Source organism: Brevibacterium otitidis, from assembly GCF_042429315.1.
Taxonomy (GTDB): domain Bacteria; phylum Actinomycetota; class Actinomycetes; order Actinomycetales; family Brevibacteriaceae; genus Brevibacterium; species Brevibacterium otitidis.
Window position 1 is genome coordinate 1 of sequence record NZ_JBHMAU010000050.1, and the last position, 19,131, is coordinate 19,131.

General features: G+C 68.1%; 17 protein-coding genes. 9 read left to right on the top strand and 8 right to left on the bottom strand.

Annotated features, from left to right (window positions below):
- Positions 1-507: 507 nt before the first annotated feature.
- Together ACFFN1_RS07610 and ACFFN1_RS07615 are read left to right on the top strand one after the other, a co-directional pair.
- Positions 508-834, top strand: a complete 327-nt coding sequence (locus ACFFN1_RS07610) for an HNH endonuclease signature motif containing protein (RefSeq protein WP_376840082.1) — start codon at positions 508-510, stop codon at positions 832-834.
- 217 nt (positions 835-1,051) lie between these two features.
- A complete protein-coding gene (locus ACFFN1_RS07615) occupies positions 1,052-1,975 on the top strand; it encodes an RDD family protein (protein WP_376840083.1) in 924 nt (307 codons plus the stop codon).
- A 29-nt stretch (positions 1,976-2,004) separates the two neighbouring features.
- Here ACFFN1_RS07615 and ahcY read toward each other — a convergent pair whose 3' ends face one another.
- The 3 genes from ahcY to ACFFN1_RS07630 are packed head-to-tail and all read right to left on the bottom strand — an operon-like array spanning position 2,005 to position 5,248.
- Positions 2,005-3,456 carry an adenosylhomocysteinase gene (gene ahcY, locus ACFFN1_RS07620; protein WP_376840084.1) on the bottom strand — a complete coding sequence of 484 codons (1,452 nt, stop codon included), beginning with the start codon at positions 3,454-3,456 and terminating at the stop codon, positions 2,005-2,007.
- Positions 3,457-3,470: 14 nt separating this feature from the next.
- Positions 3,471-4,916, bottom strand: coding sequence for a phosphohexomutase domain-containing protein (locus ACFFN1_RS07625; RefSeq protein WP_376840085.1), 1,446 nt, complete (start codon positions 4,914-4,916; stop codon positions 3,471-3,473).
- Complete coding sequence (locus ACFFN1_RS07630) at positions 4,913-5,248, bottom strand: DUF3499 domain-containing protein (protein ID WP_376840086.1); 336 nt, start codon at positions 5,246-5,248, stop codon at positions 4,913-4,915. Before ACFFN1_RS07630 ends, ACFFN1_RS07625 begins: the two co-directional genes overlap by 4 nt.
- A gap of 56 nt (positions 5,249-5,304) precedes the next feature.
- Between ACFFN1_RS07630 and ACFFN1_RS07635 the strand changes: the two genes are divergently transcribed.
- On the top strand, positions 5,305-5,691 hold the full coding sequence (locus ACFFN1_RS07635) for a metallopeptidase family protein (protein ID WP_376840087.1): 387 nt from the start codon (positions 5,305-5,307) through the stop codon (positions 5,689-5,691).
- A gap of 12 nt (positions 5,692-5,703) precedes the next feature.
- On the opposite strand, the gene ACFFN1_RS07640 is transcribed toward ACFFN1_RS07635, so the two are convergent.
- From ACFFN1_RS07640 to ACFFN1_RS07650, 3 genes are read right to left on the bottom strand one after another with little or no spacing between them, the layout of a single operon-like run.
- Entirely contained in the window at positions 5,704-7,158 is a 1,455-nt protein-coding gene (locus ACFFN1_RS07640) for a DUF5719 family protein (protein ID WP_376840088.1), read from the bottom strand.
- A complete protein-coding gene (locus ACFFN1_RS07645) occupies positions 7,155-10,190 on the bottom strand; it encodes a glycosyltransferase family protein (RefSeq protein ID WP_376840089.1) in 3,036 nt (1,011 codons plus the stop codon). The genes ACFFN1_RS07640 and ACFFN1_RS07645 overlap by 4 nt, the downstream gene beginning before the upstream one ends.
- Positions 10,187-10,657 carry a WhiB family transcriptional regulator gene (locus ACFFN1_RS07650; protein ID WP_512699278.1) on the bottom strand — a complete coding sequence of 157 codons (471 nt, stop codon included), beginning with the start codon at positions 10,655-10,657 and terminating at the stop codon, positions 10,187-10,189. The genes ACFFN1_RS07645 and ACFFN1_RS07650 overlap by 4 nt, the downstream gene beginning before the upstream one ends.
- Positions 10,658-10,987: 330 nt before the next feature.
- Between ACFFN1_RS07650 and cofE the strand changes: the two genes are divergently transcribed.
- From cofE to ACFFN1_RS07680, 6 genes are all read left to right on the top strand, one after another.
- Positions 10,988-12,163 (top strand): coenzyme F420-0:L-glutamate ligase, encoded by a 1,176-nt coding sequence (gene cofE, locus ACFFN1_RS07655; RefSeq protein ID WP_376840090.1) that lies wholly within the window; start codon positions 10,988-10,990, stop codon positions 12,161-12,163.
- A gap of 12 nt (positions 12,164-12,175) precedes the next feature.
- Positions 12,176-12,796, top strand: a complete 621-nt coding sequence (locus ACFFN1_RS07660) for a TIGR03089 family protein (RefSeq protein WP_376840091.1) — start codon at positions 12,176-12,178, stop codon at positions 12,794-12,796.
- Positions 12,797-12,848: 52 nt separating this feature from the next.
- The gene (locus ACFFN1_RS07665; protein ID WP_376840092.1) at positions 12,849-13,619 is read left to right on the top strand and encodes a CoA transferase subunit A; all 771 of its coding nucleotides are present in this window, start codon (positions 12,849-12,851) and stop codon (positions 13,617-13,619) included.
- 1 nt (position 13,620) lies between these two features.
- Positions 13,621-14,277 (top strand): CoA transferase subunit B, encoded by a 657-nt coding sequence (locus ACFFN1_RS07670; protein WP_376840093.1) that lies wholly within the window; start codon positions 13,621-13,623, stop codon positions 14,275-14,277.
- Positions 14,278-14,453: 176 nt separating this feature from the next.
- The gene (locus tag ACFFN1_RS07675; protein ID WP_376840094.1) at positions 14,454-14,627 is read left to right on the top strand and encodes a hypothetical protein; all 174 of its coding nucleotides are present in this window, start codon (positions 14,454-14,456) and stop codon (positions 14,625-14,627) included.
- A 135-nt stretch (positions 14,628-14,762) separates the two neighbouring features.
- The gene (locus ACFFN1_RS07680; protein WP_376840095.1) at positions 14,763-15,053 is read left to right on the top strand and encodes a hypothetical protein; all 291 of its coding nucleotides are present in this window, start codon (positions 14,763-14,765) and stop codon (positions 15,051-15,053) included.
- Here the strand turns inward: ACFFN1_RS07680 and manA are convergent.
- Complete coding sequence (gene manA, locus ACFFN1_RS07685; RefSeq protein ID WP_376840096.1) at positions 15,044-16,276, bottom strand: mannose-6-phosphate isomerase, class I; 1,233 nt, start codon at positions 16,274-16,276, stop codon at positions 15,044-15,046. The two genes, ACFFN1_RS07680 and manA, sit on opposite strands and share 10 nt — an antisense overlap.
- Before the next feature lie 186 nt (positions 16,277-16,462).
- Positions 16,463-19,087, bottom strand: a complete 2,625-nt coding sequence (locus tag ACFFN1_RS07690; protein ID WP_376840097.1) for an NlpC/P60 family protein — start codon at positions 19,085-19,087, stop codon at positions 16,463-16,465.
- Between the last annotated feature and the right edge of the window lie 44 nt (positions 19,088-19,131).

The following is a 19,131-nucleotide window of genomic DNA, read 5'->3' on the forward strand; positions in this document are numbered from 1 at the left end:
TGTGATCCGTAACCTCGGCCAGCCCCTCGGCGTGCCAGAAGACCACACCATCATCGATGACCGCAGCCTGGCAGAGATGAAATTCGACTTCCTCACCCGCTCCCGACCCACCGGCACCCTCACCACACAACCCACCAACACCACCGGAACCGCCGGCAGTGTCGACGGCGGCCTTGCCGGTTCCACCGGCACTGCGGCTGCTGGTGTTGGGGATGTGGTGGCCGATAGCACGCATGTGGTGGGGGCTGCGAATCCGGCTGGTATCGATATCGACGCCACTGCAGGAAACATCGCTGCCGCACTGGCAGAGATCGATGTGCAGTGCCCGACCGATTCTGAATGGCTGCGCCGCCAGGCACGCATCACCGTGACCGTCCCAGCCCTCACCCTCCTCAACACCACCGAAGACAACGAGGATGCTGTTGGGGTGCCGGGGTTAGTGGATGGGCATCCGGTCNGGGTGCGGTCCTTGACCATGAAGCGCAGTCGTACACGATTCCTGAACGGATGCGGATCGCGCTGATCGAGAAATGGCAGCACTGCACCCTGCCTGGCTGTGACCGGTCAGCACTGACAGCAGAGATCGACCATATTGTGCCGTTCAATCATCACGAACCCGCCCGCGGCGGCCCCACCAGTATGGGCAATCTGCATCCGCTATGTCGGAAGCATCATCAGATGAAGACATTGAACAAGCTGACAGTCACGAAGGATCCTGAGACCGGGATGCTGCACTGGGTGCTGCCCGGCGGCCACACCACCGATGTCGGGCCACCGGACCAGCCGATCGGACAAGCCCACGCACAACACCTCCTCACACTCACCCGAACCTAAGAAACACCACCACCGCCGCCACCGATGTAGCGGCTGGCCGGTGATGTTTCCCGACCCGCGCTGCCTACACCCCCACGGTGCAGAGACAGACCGTTCTTACACAACTTCATAGCGGAGGCCCCCACCACAGGAAGCCGATGATGGAAGCGCTTCTCCCCTGCACTGGCCGCAACCGCGTCGGTGGAGGACGATGGGCAGGCTATGCCAGGATATAGGCGTGAGCTCACTTGTCACCGGAGAGGCAATCGCCCTCGACGTTCGTCCCGCAGCGCTGGCGATGCGTGCCGTGTCGTGCGCCATCGACTACGTCATCATCGTCTTTCTCTTCGGCACCGTCATGGCGTCCGCCACGTGGCTGCTGAACGAGCTCTTCATCAGTGAGCCGCTTCTTTTCAACACCGTGTACCTGCTTCTGTCGGTCTTCTGCCTGTTGATCGTCCCGTTCTCCATCGAGATCCTCACGCGAGGCAGGTCGGTCGGCAAGATCATCTGCGGACTGCGGATCGTGCGCGAAGACGGTGGCGCGATCAGCGCACGGCATGCTCTCCTGCGAGCTTTGCTCTACAGCTTCGAGATCTTCGGCACTGCGGCCGGACTGGCGGCTCTCGTCGGGTTGCTCTCGCCGCAGTCCAAACGCCTCGGCGATTACCTGGCCGGAACGATCGCTGTCAACGAGCGCGCGAAGATGCCGTCCATCTCCCGGATCTTCGTACCGCAGCATCTCGAGGCCTGGGCCCGCGGCGCCGACATCTCATCGATCCCAAACGGCCTCTACTACCGCATCACGCAGTTCCTCATCTCCGCGCACCTGCGCGAGCCCGACTCTCGCTGGGAGCGCTCCATCGAGCTGGCTGAAGAGCTCAACCCGTACATCGCCCCGGCCCCGCCGCAGGGCACCCTTCCCGAGGAGTTCCTCGCCGCCGTCGTTGCAAGCACCCGAGCTGAGAACGCCCGCCAGATGGAGAAGACAGCGCAGACTGCCGCACGTTTCCAACAGCGCGTCGGCCAGCTGCCCTTCGGGCTGAGGCTCAACCTGCATGAACCGGCAAAGGCGCCGACAGCAACGCCTCAGGCTGTGCCAACTGCCGCTGAGCCTGAGCCCACTCCTCCTCAGCCAGCCGGCCACAGCAATCAGAGCTGACCCGGAACCAGCAACGGGCCAGCAGCCGCTCAGTAGCGGTAGTGCTCAGGCTTGTAGGATCCAGCGACGTCAACGCCGATATACTCAGCCTGTTCCTTCGTCAGCTCACTCAGATGGGCGCCGAGAGCCGGCAGGTGCAGCCGGGCAACCTTCTCATCGAGCTCCTTCGCCAGTCGGTGCACACCGGCCGGGTAGTCCGCATGCGAGGTGAAGAGCTCGATCTGCGCCATCACCTGGTTGGTGAACGAGGCGCTCATGACGAATGACGGGTGGCCGGTCGCATTGCCGAGGTTGAGCAGCCGCCCCTCCGACAGCGCGATGAACGACGTCTCATCCCGGTCCAGGCCAGCCTCGGCCGGTACCGGCACCGTCCACTCATGCACCTGCGGCTTGATCTCCACGACCGAGACACCCGGCAGCTTGCGCATCCCAGCCAGATCGATCTCATCGTCGAAGTGCCCGACGTTGCCGACGATCGCACCCGGCTTCAGCAGCCCGAGGTGCTCCGTGGTGATGACCTTCGTGTTGCCGGTCGTCGTGATGACGAAGTCGGCCCCGGAGATCGCGTCCTCGGTGCGCACCACCTCGTAGCCGTCCATCGCAGCCTGCAGCGCGCAGATCGGATCGATCTCCGTGATCTGCACCCGCGCGCCCTGCCCGCGCATCGCCTCGGCGGCGCCCTTGCCCACATCGCCGTAGCCGATGATGAGAGCGACCTTGCCGCCGATGAGCACATCGGTCGCCCGGTTGATGCCATCGGGCAGCGAATGGCGGATGCCGTAGCGGTTGTCGAACTTCGACTTGGTCACCGCGTCGTTGACGTTGATCGCCGGGAAGGTGAGATCGCCCGCCTCAGCCATCCGGTACAGCCGGTTGACACCCGTGGTCGTCTCCTCGCTGACGCCGAGCATCTGCTTGCTCAGCTGCGTGAAGCGCTGCGGATCCTCAGCCAGGGACTCGCGCACCCGGGCGAGGAACACGTGCTTCTCCTCCGGATCGTCCTCCCCGGCCTCCGGCACACCACCATCGGCCTCGGCGCGGGCGCCTTCGATGAGCAGCATCGTGGCATCCCCGCCGTCGTCGAGGATGAGGTTCGGCCCTTCCGGGAAGCGGAAGATCTGGTCGGTGCACCACCAGTACTCCTCCAGCGTCTCGCCCTTCCAGGCGAAGACCGGCACGCCAGCCGGCGCCTCGGGAGTTCCCTCTCCCACGACCACCGCAGCAGCCGCCTCGTCCTGGGTGGAGAAGATGTTGCACGAGGCCCAGCGGACATCAGCGCCGAGCGCGGTCAGGGTTTCGATGAGCACCGCCGTCTGCACCGTCATGTGCAGCGAACCGGCGATCCGCGCACCAGCCAGCGGCTGGGCGGCACCGTACTCCTCACGCAGCGCCATGAGGCCGGGCATCTCTCGTTCGGCCAGGCGGATCTGATGGCGTCCGGCTTCAGCCAGGGACAGGTCGGCAACGCGATGGTCGAGCATGGGATTCCTCTCAGCTATCGGCGGATGAGTTCCAGAGCGGTGGTCACAAGAGCGTCGGTGCGCTCCTGGGAGGGGGTCTCGCAGTTGAGGCGCACGAGCGGTTCGGTGTTCGACGAGCGCACATTGCACCACGCCTCGGGCATCTCGATCATGACGCCGTCGAGCTCATCGACGGTGCACTCACCGAACACACCCTCGGCCGCGGCCTGTCGCACCCGCTGCAGCGCAGCCGCGGGATCGTCGACGGCGGAGTTGATCTCCCCGGAGGCGACATACGGGTTCCAGGCGGCGCTGAGCTCGCTGATCGGTTGGCGCGTCTCGGCCAGCGCAGCCAGCACATGGCAGGCGGCGAGAATCCCGGAATCGGCGCCGTAGAAGTCGCGGAAGTAATAGTGCGCAGAATGCTCGCACGCGAACACCGCAGAGTGCTCGCGCATGAGCTGCTTGATCCGCGAATGCCCCACCGGCGTGCGCACCGGCTTGCCGCCGGCGGCGCGGATCGCCTCGGGGACCGCGCGCGAGGTGATGAGATTGTGGAGCACCACCGGCACGCCCTCACCGGCAGCCCCGCCCCGCGGACCCTCGTGCACCCGTGCCCGCTTGATCTCGCGGACAGCGACGAGCGCCCCGATCGCCGAGGCGGAGATCGCCTCGCCGTGTTCGTCGATGAAGAAGCAGCGGTCGGCGTCCCCGTCGAACGCGAGCCCCAGATCAGCGTCGTGCGCGCGCACAGCCGCCTGCACATCGCGCAGATTGGCCGGATCGAGCGGGTTCGCCTCATGGTTGGGGAACGTCCCGTCGAGCTCGGTGTACAGCCCGATCACCTCGACCGGGGCCGCCAGCAGACCCGCCGCCGTGCCGAACACCTCGGGCAGCAGCTTGCCAGCCATCCCATTGCCGCAGTCCGCCACCACCCGCAGTGGCCGCGCAATCGACTCGAGCCCCGTGAGTGCGCGGATCCGCTGGGCGAAGGCCGTCGCCAGTTCAGTCGCAGCCGCGCCCGAGGCGGCAGGCGCCTGCCGTGACCCCCGCGCCGGGGCTTCGAGGGCGAGTTCGCGGATCTCGTCGAGACCGGACTCCCTCGACATCCCGGCCGCGCCTGGCCCGCAGATCTTGATGCCGTTCCAGTCTGCGGGATTGTGGCTGGCGGTCACCATGAGGCCGGGTGCATCCCAGTGACCGGAGGCGAAGTACAGCTGATCTGTCGAGGTCATGCCCAGCAGCGTCGCCTCGCTGCCGGCCTCCTCGATGCCAGCTGCCAGTGCAGCGGCAAAGCGGGGCGAATCCGGGCGCATATCGCAGCCGATGACGAGCCGGCTGCTGCCATGCAGGCGGGCCATGACCTGGGCGGTGGCCCAGCCGATGGCGAAGAGGATGTCGTCGTCGAGGTCGAGGCCGATGCGGCCGCGGATGTCATAGGCCTTGAATGCGCGCAAGAGCTGAGCTGCTCGGGATGTCATCGGTCTCCGTTTCCGATGACGCGCAGATGGCCGTGGGCGCGTCCTTCGGGTTCGGGCTTCGGCTTAGCCGCCTCGCGCACGGCATCGGCGATCGCGAGCAGATCATCGCGGCTGCGCTCCGGCGGCGCCTCACCCTGCCCGAGGCGGATGAGCTGCCAGCCCACCGGGGCGGTGAGCCGATCAGCGTGGATGCTGCACAGATCGTGGGCACCCGGCTGGGCGTGCATCGACAGCGGCCCGATGACAATGCACGCATCAGCGTGGACGTACGTCAACGTCCACGCTGCAGAACGGTTGCAGTTCATCTTCGAGCACAGTCTCACTCCGGGCACGCCACGAGTCTAATACACTCTGCCCGCGCGCCATCTGCAATCGCTACAATCGCCGTATGCCAGCGCGCCGCCCCGTCCGAGACCGCCATGGCCGCGGTGTGCGCGGTGAGCTGTTCCTCGCCGATCTCCCCGCCCGCCGCACCCGCGCCGAACGCTTCGCCGCCCTGGCCGCGCGCCTGTTCGAGCAGATCCGGCTGCGCGCTGACGGTGAGCTCGCTGATGTCCGGCTCGCCGTCGATCTCGTGCCCCCGCCCGCTCCCGAGGTGGAACTCGGCCGGATCTTCCCGGCCCGCCCCGACCGGCCGGCCACGGTCGTCATCTACCGGCTGCCGGTCGTCAGCCGCTGCCAGGACTTCGAGGAGCTCAACGACCTCGTCGCCGAGGTGCTCGCGGAGCAGGCCGCGGTGCTGTGCGGGCGGCACCCCGATGAGCTGCTGCCGTAGTCTGCCGGTCCCTCAGTCCATCAGGCGGATATTGCGGTAGCCGATGCCGGAGGGAGCATCGGGGACGGTGAGGGCGCTGACGCCGCGGTCGGTCTGGGCCGCGCCGGCAGCGACGGCGTCGACCTCGGCCGGGGTTTCGATGATGACACCGGCGGTATCCGGGCCGAGCAGCTCGGCCGGCTTGATCTCGGTCGCCCTATCCGGTGACAGGTCGACGGGGAACTGCCCGGTCGCCGAACCGTCCCCGCGCAGGCCGACGACGCCGAGGTTGCCGTCACCGGGCCCGAACAGCATCGAGACATCCGTGTCCTCCGGCAGCATGAGCAGCTGCCGGGAGTTGAGCTTCCCAACCGCCGGGAAGACCGCGAAGTCGGCCCCGCCATCGGAGTCGCGGGTCACCTCGGCGGCGGCGCTGATCCGGTCATCCGCGGCGATGGTGAGCGCCGCGGGCGGGATCTCCCCGAGGTCGAGGGTGACGGTGCCGCGGGCTGGGATCGAGGTGCCGCTGCGCTCCAGATCGACCGGCCCGTCGACACCGGCGGCGTCGATGTCGACGCTGACCGGCTCATCATTCGGGTTGCTCATCCGCAGCCGCACCGGACCGCCGGCAGCGATCGGGACGAACACCTCGCGCGCGGGTGCTGCCGTCGGAGCGCTGACTTCGATACCCTCCGCGGTGAGGCCGGAGCGCTTCGTATGCTGCAGGACCGCGCCGACGAGCCCGCCGTCGGCCGTCACGGTGAGCCCCACCTCGGGCTCCTCCGCGGCGATCGCACCGAGCTGCACGACCTGCTGTTCGTGGGGTTTGAGGCTGAGCGCGGCATCGCCGCCAATCTCGATCGGCCCGTGCGAGCCGGTCGCCTCCGTCGTCACGCTGATCGTCGTCTCAGACGGGTTCGTGAGCACGAGGCGCACATCGTCGGTCGCCGAGGCGCCGGTCGTCGCGAACCGGGCCTGCGTGACGGGACGGACGCACTCGATGGCGGCCAGGCCGGCCCAGTCGCCGTCATCGGCACGGCTCACCTGCACCGCGGAGACGAGCGCGGGGTTCTCGTCCTCGGCGACACCGGTGACCTTCGTCGCCTCGTCTTGGGAATCAGAACCGGAGACGAAGCCGTTGCTCGGCCCGACCGTGTAGTTGTCCTCCCCTGCCAGCGTGCGGAACTCGACCCCGGCGGCGAGCAGCGTCGAGTCCGGGGCCTGGGTGACCGCCGAGGCGGTGCGCACGGTCGGCGTGGGCACCTCGCTGGTCTGGAACTCCTCATCGGTGCCGGCCGCCTCATCGGTGGCCTGCAGGGGCCCGGGGCACAAGGAGACGGTGTCGGTGGCCGGCAGGCGGATCTGCTCGGCACCGCGCGGCACCGAACCCCCGGCCAGCGGCTGCAGGTACCCGGTCGCCGCGATCATGACGCCGGGCAGGGCGATCGCGGTGAAGGTGAGGACCGAGCGCAGATTGCGGCGGTTCATGCTCGCGCCCTTTCGTCGGCGGGATGGGTGCGGCGGCCGAAGGGGATCGCCACGAGCACCGCGATGAAGAACAGCACCCAGCCGATGCCCACACCCACCGCGTACTGCGGACTGCTGTAGGACACGGTCACGGTCGCCGCCTCCTCAGGCAGCTGATAGGCCGCCTGCCAGCCCGGCACTCCGGTGCGCGGCTCCTCGGGAACGGCATCCTCCCCGTTGATCTGCACGCGGGCGAGGCCGGCGCGCTCAGCGAGGATGAAGGTGCGCTGCCCGCTGCCGGCCGGGATCTCGCCGCGGCCGTCGGTCATCTCGACCGGGCTCAGACTTCCGTCATCGGCCACCACCGAGGCGGCGGCGAGCGGGGCGCCATCGGGCGTCACCTGATAGAGGAGGCCCTGGTCGGTGTCGCCGAGGCGGGCCAGCCCCGGGGAGACCGCGACAGTCTGGGCGAGCTCGGATGCGCCGGGGCCGCGGACGATGATGAAGCCGATGCCCAGCTGGTCGAGCGCGGTGCGGGTGTCGTCGCCGCTGCCGCTCGTGAGCCGGCCGATGACGCGGGCCAGGGCCACATCGGCGTCGTCGATGGCGACCGGGCGGCGGTCGAAGGGGTGACCGCTGATGCTGCGGGCTTCGTGCATCGTCGAGGTCGTGAGGATCGTGTTCGACTCCGGGCTCACGAGCTGGCCGTACAGCTGGTCGTTGCGGGATTCGAGGATGAGGGTCTGCTGGCCGAGCGCGCCGGAGTTGCGTTCGGCGGCGAAGGCCGGCAGCGGTGAGGCGGTCGTACGGTGGATCGGGGTGCCGACGAGCAGGGCCTGCAGCGTGAACACGCCGATCATGAGCAGCGCACCGGCCGGGATGAGGCCGCGCAGCGCATAGTTGCGGATCCGGGAGCCGCGGTCATAGGCGAGCGGCCACAGCGCGGCGACGGTGAAGCCGCAGAAGCCCAGGCCCAAGAGCAGCATCGAATCGCCGGTGAAGGAGGCGGCGAGGCCGTCGGCGGTCAGCTGTCCTTCGAGTGCGGCCTGCACGATCGCACCGGCCAGTCCGGCGGAGTAGCAGCCGACCGACAGGCCGAGCAGCGTCAGGCTGTTCTGCACCCGCAGCGCAGCGAGCACCAGCGCGGCGAGCAGCGGCAGCAGCAGGGCGGTGAGCACCCACGGCACTGCGGCGGCCGGCAGCCAGGACTCCAGGATGCTCAGCTGCGGGCGGGTCGCCCAGCCGAGCGCGAGCTGGAAGCTGTGCGGCTGCGGATAACCGTAGATGAGGCCCGGGTTCGTCAGCAGCGCATCGGGCTGGCGCAGCGCCGCGGTGAGCCACGGCCAGGACAGGCCGATGCCCGACAGCAGCGCCCAGATATAGCTCGTCGACCGGTAGATGACCATCACCGCGATGACGACGGCGATGATCGGCAGGATGAGGAAGGGCGAGCCGGCCATGATGACGGTGAGGGCGAGTCCGCAGGCGGCGGCCGCGGCGACGGAGCGGTGGTGGATCGCGCGGTCGAGCGCCCACACGGCAGCCGGTGCGAGGATCCACGAGAGCACAGTGCCGACTCGGCCGTCGTGCAGGGAGATGAGGAAGGCAGGCTGGCCGACCCAGATGAGCGCCAGCAGCGCCCGGATGCCGGAGGCCGGCACAATCCGGCCCGCGCACAGATACATGACGAGTGCAGCCAGCGGCAGGGCGATGATCCACACCGTGCGGAGCATGAGGTCGAGATTTCCGGCGAACGGCAGGCTGAGGACGGCGAGCACGCTCAGCAGCGGATCGGCCGGGGCCGCCGTGCCGAGGCCCACATCGAGCAGCGGGGAGAAGATCCGCGCCACGACCGAGGTGAAGGGCACGTCGAGACGGGCCCAGGCGCCGCCGGTGATCGCGCCGGGGCCGATGAGCCGGTAGAACATGAGCGCGCTGGCCGCCGCGGTGGCGATGAGCACGGCGACGAGCGGGTGGAAGAGGAGGCTGCGCTGGGTGCGGGTGGTGATGCCGGAGAACTCGGCGAGGTCGCCGGCGGTGTTGATGGCGCCGTCCTCGCGTCGGTGGTCGGCGGCGATCTCCCCGCCCACCCCGGCCAGCTCGCGCCGGGCCGAGCGCAGATCCTGCGCAGTGGCGTACATCGTCGCCGGCAGGCTGCCGCCGGTGCGGTAGCGGCGCAGCCGGCGGGTGGCGCCGGCGTCCTGCGGCAGCGCCCAGGCTGCGGCCAGCCACCAGGCGGCCTCATCCGGGGAGTTCGACAGCAGATTGCCGAGCGCTTTGAGCAGCGCCAGCACGGTGAGCTTGAGCTGGGCCAGCGCTGAACCGCCGCGGGCGGTGGTCGCGAGCCGGTAGCGGTTCTCGTGGCGGGGAATGTGCTTGTGCGGCAGCGGTCGCGGTGAGGAGTAGTAGCGGCGGATCCCCTCGCTCGGGATGGCGAGGCGCGCCTCGGGCACGACCTCGACGCGGTGGCCGGCCCGGCGCACCCGGTCGCAGTACTCGAGTCCGCGGTAGCTGACCGACAGCTCCTCGGACGGCACACCGAGGCGGCGGACCACCTCGGCTTTCACGAGCATGCCGGGCTCATCGACGGCGAAGACGTCCTCACGGCGGTTGTGCTGGCCGGCGTCCTCCTCCCCGGGGCTCACCGGGGTGCAGCGCGCGCCCTGCGGGGTCGTCGTCGCGCCGACGGAGACGAGCGCGCCGTCGGCGGAGAGGATCTTCGGGCCGACGACGCCGAGGGAGTCGGCGGCTGACAGCCGAGTGTGCAGCAGGCCGAGCGCTGCGGCCTCGGGCTGGGAATCGGGCGGCAGGAACCAGACGTAGTCGACGCGTTCGAGCTCTGGGGAGGACGTCAGCTCTTTGGCGGTGAGGGTCTCACCGGCCGGGAGTGCGGGATTGCGTCTGCGCCGGCGCGCAAGCTTCTGCGCGGTGCGCGAGTCATCGAGCAGCGTGACGGAGGTGATCTGTGGGAACTGCCGCCGCAGGGCTGTCAGCCACGCACGGCTGAGGGTGTGGCCGCCGGGGCGGATGACGGCCGCAACGGTGAAACTCACACGACCCGCTTCTTCAGTCGGCGGCGTTCGCGCTCGGACAGGCCTCCCCAGATGCCGAAGCGCTCATCGTTCTGCAGCGCATACTCCAGGCATTCGAAGCGCACCTCGCAGGAGGCGCAGACCTTCTTCGCCTCGCGGGTGGAGCCGCCCTTCTCGGGGAAGAACGCCTCGGGGTCGGTCTGTGCGCACAGCGCCTGGTCCTGCCAGCTGAGCGCCGAATCATCGGCCTCGCCGAGCAGCAGCGACAGCGGCGAGACTGCTGCGAGGCTCTCCTCAGGGCTCGGTTCTCCGGGCACCGGGCTGAGATCGAGCGGATCGACCTGCAGCGGATCCGGTACGATCGGCGCGGTGGTGCGCGTCGGATCGACGAACCAGTCCTCGGCGGTGCGGGCGGTGACGCCCGGTGCTGTGGTGCCCGGCTCAACGGCCGGATCATGTTGTCGCGCAAAATCGCGTGCGGTAGCCAATGTCTTCCCCTTTCGCTTGCCGGATGCCGCTCAGCTGCGCAGGATTCTCATCCGGCGGTTGCCCGGGTGATCCCACCTTCCCGTACCTAAAATTACACGCGTGTCATTACCCATTCGTCAAGCGCCCATTTGGTATGCGCGGCACCCGCAGCAGGCTATTCGAAAGTGTGTTCCAGCCGCGAGTGCGAGGAATCACTACATATAGTGCCGACCCTGCGGCACGACCACAACAGATGCCTTTCTGTGATTCTGCAGATTTTCCTTCAGCATCTGTGCCACCCGTCCGGCTCGCAGGCCCACACGGACCAGCGAGATGACATGATGGGAGTTATGACCGCCGGCTCCGCTCCTCATCCGCCGCCTGCCAGCCGCCTGCTGACCGCCTATGCCATTCCCGGCATCCGGCAGATCGGCCCCGGCGACGATCTCGCAGTCGAGATCGCCTGGGCGATCGCGAACAACCGCGTCCAGATCAAGGACGGCGATATCCTCGTCATCGCCTCGAAGCTCATCGCCAAAGCCGAAGGCCGCATCCGCACCGCCGCCGACCGGGCGGAGTTCGAAAAGCTCGTCGCGGAGAACTCCACCGGCACCGTGGCCGCGCGCACCTTCCAGACCGCCGATGGCCCTGCGCTGGTGGAGATCGCCCGCACTCGGATCGGCACCGTCCAGGCTGCCGCTGGACTCGACCGTTCGAACACCAACGGGGCTGAGGAGGCCGTGCTGCTGCAGCCTGCCGACCCGGATGCCGCTGCCGAACAGCTGCGCGCGGCGCTGTCCGAGCGGCTCGGCGCGCAGCTGGGCATCATCATCTCCGATTCGACCTCCCGGCCGTGGCGAGCCGGGGTCGCCGATATCGCCATCGGCGCAGCAGGCATCGAGGTGCTCGATGATCAGCGCGGGCAGGCCGATGACACCGGTCGCCGCCAGAGCGTGACGGTGCGTGCGGTCGCCGATGAGATCGCCGCTGCCACCGACCTCGTCAAGGGCTCCTCCCGCGGACTGCCGGCTGCTGTTGTGCGCGGCATGGCCGCCCATGTCCGGGCCGGTGACAGTGCAGGGGGCGCGCGCTCGCTGAGCCGGGAGTTCAGTGAGGACTGGTTCCGCTACGGCCATGTCGAAGCGGTCCACCGCTCCCTGGGCTGCCGGCACCTCGATGTCGCACCGGCCTCGGCGGATGGGGACGATGACATCCTCACGAAGGTCTCGCGCGCACTCGCAGTGGTGCGGCGCGGAGCGGCCCGCACGCCGGGCCAGTCTGCCTGGCGGCTGCGGGTGGCCGGCGCCGGCGGGCAGATACTCATCTCCCCTGCCGACACCCCGGCCCGCTCGAAGGTCGGCGGGCATCCGCTGCTTGAGGCGACCCTGGGCCTCGGCGCGCTTGTCGACCGGCTGCAGTCGGCGCTGTGGTGTGAGGATCTGCAGGCGAGCACCCAGTACACCTGGGCGGAGAACGGCTCACCGACAGGCGCGCGGCTGTCCATCGAACTCGCCGCAGAAGAGTGAAAGGGGATGAACATGCAGCAGCTCATTCAGACGCTCTCGGCCCGCCGGTACCCGGTGCTCACCTATCTGCCCGGCAGCGCTGAGCGCCTCGAACTCACCGGCACGGTGCTGGCGAACTGGGTGTACAAGACGACGAGCCTGTTCGCCGACACCGGCATCGGCCCGGATCTGGGACTCGGCATCGTACACACCGGCGGGCCCCTGCACTGGCGGTCGCTGGCGGCGCTGCTCGCAGCCTTCGGGCTCGATGCGCCGGTGACGATCCTGCAGCCGGGCGGGCAGCCGCCGGAGGGCGCCTGGGTCGCCTTCGCTGATGAAGACGCCGCCGCTGATGAGATCACCGCCGAGGCCGAGGAGGTCTTCGTCTACGCCGCCCCCGCCCTGGCGCTCGCGGCCGAGGCGCCGGCCGGCTGCATCGACTTCAACTCCGAAGTCCGTGCCCACCCGGATGTGTGCCCGATTTCCGGCGGCCGAATCACCCTGACGCTGCCCGATGGGCAGCGGATCGCCGGCACTCAGGCAGGCGGCGCCTCGGGAGCGGATCTCACCACCGCGGGGATCCCCGGAGACGCCGCTGAACTGCAGCAGCTGCTGGCCGCGCTGGGCAGCGGGACGGTGACGCTGGAGGCCTGAGGCCTGCGCAGCTCAGCTGTGCCTCTGACCCCGGTCATGCCAGAATGGGAGCATGGACAAAGTAGTTGCATCAGCCGCTGAGGCTGTGAAGGACATTGCGAGCGGATCGACGATCGCAGTGGGCGGATTCGGGGTCGTCGGCGTTCCCGAATACCTCATCCGCGCACTCCGCGATCAGGGCGCGGACGACCTTGAGCTCATCTCCAACAACGCCGGTCTCGACGGCCGCGGACTGGGCATGCTCCTGGAGTCCGGCCAGGTGAGGCGCATGGTCGCCTCCTATGTGGGAGAGAACAAGGAGTTCGCCCGGCAGTACCTGTCCGGCGAACTCGAGGTCGAGCTCACCCCGCAGGGCACCCTGGCGGAGAAGCTGCGCGCCGCCGGTGCCGGCATCCCGGCCTTCTACACCATCACCGGCGCCGGCACACAGGTCGCCGAGGGCGGCATGCCGTGGCTGTACGACGCAGAGGGCAACGTCGTCAAGGAGTCGCCGGCCAAGGAGACGAAGACCTTCGACACTTTCGGCGACAGCCAGGAGTACGTGCTCGAAGAGTCACTGCCGGCGGACTTCGCACTCGTGCGCGCCGCCAAGGCCGACCGCCACGGCAACCTCGTCTTCCACTCCTCGGCCCGGAACTTCAACCCGCCGGTCGCCCAGGCCGGGAAGATCACCATCGCCGAGGTCGAGGAGATCGTCGAAGCCGGTGAGATCGCACCCGATGACGTGCATCTGCCGGGCATCTACGTCCACCGGATCGTCGTGCTGAGCCCAGAAGAGGCCGCCGACAAGCCGGTTGAGAAGAAGACCGTACGGGAGGCTTGAGATGTCACTGACCAGACAGCAGATCGCGGCCCGGGCAGCCCAGGAGCTGCCTGACGGCTCCTATGTCAACCTCGGCATCGGCCTGCCGACGCTCGTGCCGAACTATGTGCCCGAGGGCGTCCACCTCGTGCTGCAGAGCGAGAACGGCCTGCTCGGCGTGGGTCCGTATCCCACCGAGGAGGAGCTCGACCCGGACCTCATCAACGCCGGCAAGGAGACCGTCACGATGCTGCCGGGCTCGTCGTATTTCGATTCGGCCACGAGCTTCGGGATGATCCGCGGCGGGAAGATCGACGTCGCGATCCTCGGGGCGATGCAGGTCGCCGTCAACGGCGATATCGCCAACTGGATGATCCCCGGCAAGATGGTCAAGGGCATGGGCGGTGCGATGGACCTCGTCCACGGCGCCCGCAAGGTGCTCGTCATCATGGACCACGTCGCCAAGGACGGCTCGCACAAGCTGCTGGAGGAGTGCGCGCTGCCGCTCACCGGCAGGGGCGTCGTGCAGCGCGTCATCACGAACCTGGCGGTCCTCGATGTCGAGGGTGATTCCTTCACCCTCGTCGAGCGCGCCCCCGGCGTCAGCGTCGAGGAGATCCGCGAGGCCACCGGCGCCACGCTCAACGTCGACGGCGATGTGCCGGAGATGCAGATCTAGCCGGCCCCTCTGCCGTGAGGACGTCATGACGATGAGGACACGCCTCGCCGCATCCGGCCAGCAGCACTGCTGCTGGCCGGATGCGGCGGGGCTGATGCGGATTCTGCGGCGCCGGATGCCGCCGTCGAGGAGTACCTTCACGGCGCTTGCCTCGGCGGATCTCGTGGAGATGGAGAATGCTGCCGACAGCGCTGCTGAGGACTCCCCCGGCCGCCCGCTATCTGGCACATCAGCTGAATGTGGTCAGGGCTCACATCGCCAACGGGAAGGTCTCACCCTCGGAGCGCGAAGCCAAGATCACCGGTGATGCGGCGAAGGTCTGCCTGCTCCGTCAGTGCGCCGACTACTGAGACTTCACCTTCGAGGACGGGAAGCTGGCGAGCTTCTCGATCAACGGCACCAGCGCTGATGAGCGCGTCATGGTCGGCAACGGAGACATCATCGAAACCGACGATCTCGTCGGATAAGAGGTGCTGTCGGCCGCCGTGTCAGCAGATGACGACCAGACGCTCACCGTCGCCATCCGGATCCACTCGTACGACGGAGAGCTCGACTCGATCATGGAGAGGACACCGAGCTACCGGAATCCTGACGGAGAACTGACTGACGAAGACGGCACATCTGAGGTGCCCTCCATGTTCTTCTCCGACTCAGAGGTCGTCGTCCTCCTGCGGTTCCCACACGCCGAGATCGGCGGAGAGGCCATCCTCGAGTTCACGCTGGAGAGCGGCAGCGATTCCTCCTCCACCGCACACGTCCCCGTCACTCAGGGCTGATGCGACAGTCCAGTCGTCGCGACGAAGAGATGACCGGCACCGGTGACGATGGGGGCGGGTTCCTCGGCTGCCACGAACACGGAGTCACCGGCCTGCAGGCGGGTGCCGTCATTGCAGGTGAAGGTGCCCGAGGTGCACAGCAGGATCGCCGGGCCCGCCCGGTGGACGGCGAGCTCCTGGGCAGCAGTGATGCCCTGCAGAGCGAAGTCGTCGGTGGCCCCGCGCAGCACACCGGCGGCATCCGGAGCGGCGAGCGCGGGCAGTCCGGGCTGATAGCTGACGACGGCATCGAGTTCGGCCACATCGATGTGCTTGCTCGTGAGCCCGCCACGCATGACGTTGTCCGATGAGGCCATGATCTCGACGCCGAGCCCGCCCAGATAGGCGTGCAGAATGCCGGCATCCAGGGCCAGCGCTTCCCCGGGCTCAAGGCGGAGCCGGTTGAGCATGAGAGCCACGAGCACACCCGGATCGTGCGGGAAGTCGGCCTGCACCTCGCGCAGGGTGAGCACGGGGTCGACGGCCGAGCCGGCATGGGAGGGATGTTCGTCACCGACCGGTTCGATGGAGATGCCGGCGAGCACATCGGCGAACGCGCCGTAGGTGTCGCGCTGTTCCAGCAGCAGACCGGTGGCCTGCTGCAGCGCCGCCGCCGAGGTGTCGGCGTCGAGTGCCGTCCGCCAGGCTTCCAGCGCCGGCAGCTGTGCATTCTCACCGGCCGCAGTCAGGGCGGCAGCGAAGCGGTCGAGGGTCGCAGCGATGGCAGCCGGCTCACGGAAGCCGCAGAGGGCGTGGAACTCAGTGAGCGCGCAGATGAGCTCGGGCTTGTGCGCATCGTCTTTGTAGTTGCGGTGCGCGGCATCGAGCGGGATGCCGGCAGCGTTCTCACGGGCGAAGCCGGCGCGCGCCTGTGCGGCGGAGGGATGCGCCTGGATCGACAGCGCGGTGGCCGCCGAGAGGATCTTGAGCAGGAACGGCAGGCGGGCGCCGAAGGCGTCGATCGAGGCCTGGCCGAGGGCCGCCTCGGGAGCGGTGTCGATCCATTCGAGGAGGGAGGCGACCGGCTGTCCGGCCTCGTCGAGCAGCTGGGAGGGGGCGACCGGGTGGGCGCCCATCCACAGTTCGGCGGCCGGTTCCTCGGTGGCCGGCAGGCCGAGGATCTCGGGGATGCCGGTGGGCGATCCCCAGGCGTAGCGCTGCACGGTGTTGGACAGGAACCGCACGGGCTCTCCCTTCGCATCGGTGTGGTGACAGCCTATGGGCTGCTCTGGAAGAGACCAACCCTAAGTCGTGCCGGTGACAGGCAGGCGAACGGTCAGTGACTGCGAGGTGTCCGGCGCACACGGCAGGCGCCCCGCACCGGTGTGGTGCGAGGCGCCTGCAGTGTGACGGTCAGTCAGCTCAGCCGGTCAGTCGACGACGCGGACGAAGACTGCGCCGCGCTTGAGCATCCAGCTGTAGGACCGCTTGGACGTACCGGTCCGCCGGGAGCCGGCGTCGTACATCTGGCCTTTGGTCTCAGAGACGATGCCGATGTGACCAGGCACCCAGATGAGGTCGCCGGGCTTGGCCTCCGAGGCGGGAATCACCTTGCCGGCTGCCTTCTGCGCCGAGCTGTGGCGCGGCAGGTTGATGCCGTTCTGCTTGTAGACCCAGCGGGTGTAGCCGGAGCAGTCCCAGCCCGAGGTGGTGTTGCCGCCCCAGACGTAGCGGACGCCGAGGCCCTTCTGCGCCGTCTTGATGATGCTGTCGCGGAGCTCCTTCTCCTTCTTCTTGGGCTTGTCGTCCTTCTTCTTGGGCTTGTCGCCCTTCTTCTTGCGCTTGTCGTCCTTCTTCTTGGGCTTATCGCCCTTCTTCTTGGGCTTGTCGCCCTTCTTCTTGCGCTTGTCGTCCTTCTTCTTGGGCTTATCGCCCTTCTTCTTGCGCTTGTCGTCCTTCTTCTTGGGCTTTTCGTCCTTCTTGGAGTCGTCGTCTGCTGGACCTTCCCCGTCGTCAGCAGGCGAGTCGCCGTTCTCTTCGGTGCCCTCGTCACTGTTGTCTTCGCCCGGGGGCGGGGTCTGGTTGTGATCCCGGACCCCACCCTCGATCGAACCGGAGGGCGAGAACTCGGTGGTGCCGTAGCCGTTGGCCCACACCAGTCGGGCTCCCTGGAACTTCTGTTCGCAGCGGTTGTCGTCACAGCTCGGCTTGCCGGTCGGGTAGCCGAGGTGCCCCTTCTCGTAGCCCTTCGAGCCCCAGTACTTCTGCAGGACGCCGTAGGTCGGCTGCGCGCCGGTGGCCGTCGACCAGTGCACCGAGCCCTTCTCGAACTTCTGGTAGGCACCGCCGTTCGTCAGGCCGCCGCGCTCATCTGTGGTCGGGAAGCCGAGCGTGTCGCGCATCTCGCCGGAGTACAGCTTGCGGATCGCTCCTGCGACCATGACGGTCTTGCCGTTCTTGTGGTAGACGGCGCCCTTCTCGAAGTCGCGGACGGTGCCGCCCTGGAACTCCTTCTCATCGCCGGTCGCCTTGCCGAGCTTGTCGGCGTTCTTTGCGGCGTACTCGTCGATCGGCGTCTTCTTCGGCTCCTCCTTCGTGGAGTCATCCTTCTTGGAGTCGTCCTTGGGCCCCTGACCGCTCTGCTGCATCTTCTCGATGTTGTTGCGCATCCCGCCGATCTTGGCGTAGAAGGCAGCTCCCGGGCAGGTGGTGTTGCCGAGGTCGCGGTGGCCGACGATCGTGTTGATGTTCCTGCCGGCGACGTTCGTCTTGCCCTTGGCTGGAACGCCGTTGGCCGAGAGCTTCCACGCGATCGCGTGCTCAACGGCGCGGAGGGTCTCCTCCGGCGGTGCGGACTTGTCGTAGGTGCCCATCACCGAGATGCCGAAGGTGCCGGTGTTGTATCCGGCGACATGCGCACCGATGACGGCGCGGTCGAGTCCGCCGGCGCGGCCCTCCCACAGGCGGCCGTACTTGTCGGCCAGCACGTTGTAGCCCACATCGGCCCAGCCGCGGCCGGAGGTGTGGAAGCTGTAGATGCCGCGCAGGATGCCCGGCACATCGGAGGCCTTGTAGTTGTTCGAGCCTGCGGTGTGGTGGATGACAGCGGTCTTGACGCCGTCGGCGTAGCTCGGGCTGCCCTTGCGCTTGCTCTCATCGGCGCCCCACGACTTGCGCGAGCCGATCTCCGGCTTCGGCACCTTCTTCAGCGAGGTGTTCGACACTTCCGCGCTGCCGGGGACATAGGAGGCGTTCTGCACGGCGTAGTCGTTCTGCTGCGTCGCGCCGCCCTCAGCTGCATCGCCGTAGCCCTCGGTCTCGATGACCGGGGTGTTGTTGGCGACCGCTGCGGCATCGCCGGGTGCGGTCTTCGGGTCGACGAGCACGAGCTCGGCGTTGGTCGGAGCCTCGGAGCCGAGCACACGCATCTGCACGGCGGTGGCGGCGTTGACGATGAAGGGCTCGGTGCCCTCGATGCCTTCGCCCTGGCCGTTCTCGTGCTCGACCTCTTCCCAGGCCGACCAGCCCTCAGAGGTCTCAACGCGGACCTCGATGGTGACATTGGTGTCGCCCTCATAGGATGCGCCGATGACCGAGGAGCGGCCGGCGGGCACCTCGAGGACCTCAGAGATCGCGGCGATGTTGACGCCGTCTTCGGTCTTCTCCTGGACGCTGCCGGACATATCCGGCTCTTCGGTGGCCTCAGGCGACTCCGTGGGCTCGTCCGGAGCCTGCGTGGAGTCATCGGAGCCGTTCCCACCGCCGAGGTCGGGGCCACCGGCATCGCCGAGGTCGCCTGGCGTGGTGCTCATGGGAGCTGCGGAGAAAGCGCCCGAAGTACCGATGCTCTGCTGCTTGAGCAGCGTCTCGGACTTCATGAGGTTGGGCAGATTGGTCATCGACTGGTTCGCAGCAGTGGCCGCGCCGCCGGAGGCTGCGCGCGCGCCGGGTGCTTCGAGTCCAGGCTCGCTGACATCGGTCAGCGACTTCTTCTCGACGTCGGGCGTGACAGTGTCAGCCGCCGCCGGCAGGACCAGACCCAGAGTCGAGGTCATGACTGCTGCGGCACAGGTCGCCACAGCCGGTATCAGTATTCTCA

Excerpts from the sequence above, each read along its gene's own strand:
- ahcY (WP_376840084.1), bottom strand. The coding sequence starts at position 3,456 with ATGCTCGACCATCGCGTTGCCGACCTGTCCCTGGCTGAAGCCGGACGC.
- ACFFN1_RS07640 (WP_376840088.1), bottom strand. The coding sequence starts at position 7,158 with ATGAACCGCCGCAATCTGCGCTCGGTCCTCACCTTCACCGCGATCGCC.
- ACFFN1_RS07610 (WP_376840082.1), top strand. The coding sequence starts at position 508 with ATGCGGATCGCGCTGATCGAGAAATGGCAGCACTGCACCCTGCCTGGC.
- ACFFN1_RS07675 (WP_376840094.1), top strand. The coding sequence starts at position 14,454 with ATGCTGCCGACAGCGCTGCTGAGGACTCCCCCGGCCGCCCGCTATCTG.
- ACFFN1_RS07670 (WP_376840093.1), top strand. The coding sequence starts at position 13,621 with ATGTCACTGACCAGACAGCAGATCGCGGCCCGGGCAGCCCAGGAGCTG.
- ACFFN1_RS07625 (WP_376840085.1), bottom strand. The coding sequence starts at position 4,916 with ATGACATCCCGAGCAGCTCAGCTCTTGCGCGCATTCAAGGCCTATGAC.
- ACFFN1_RS07665 (WP_376840092.1), top strand. The coding sequence starts at position 12,849 with ATGGACAAAGTAGTTGCATCAGCCGCTGAGGCTGTGAAGGACATTGCG.
- ACFFN1_RS07690 (WP_376840097.1), bottom strand. The coding sequence starts at position 19,087 with ATGACCTCGACTCTGGGTCTGGTCCTGCCGGCGGCGGCTGACACTGTC.
- ACFFN1_RS07660 (WP_376840091.1), top strand. The coding sequence starts at position 12,176 with ATGCAGCAGCTCATTCAGACGCTCTCGGCCCGCCGGTACCCGGTGCTC.
- ACFFN1_RS07635 (WP_376840087.1), top strand. The coding sequence starts at position 5,305 with ATGCCAGCGCGCCGCCCCGTCCGAGACCGCCATGGCCGCGGTGTGCGC.
- cofE (WP_376840090.1), top strand. The coding sequence starts at position 10,988 with ATGACCGCCGGCTCCGCTCCTCATCCGCCGCCTGCCAGCCGCCTGCTG.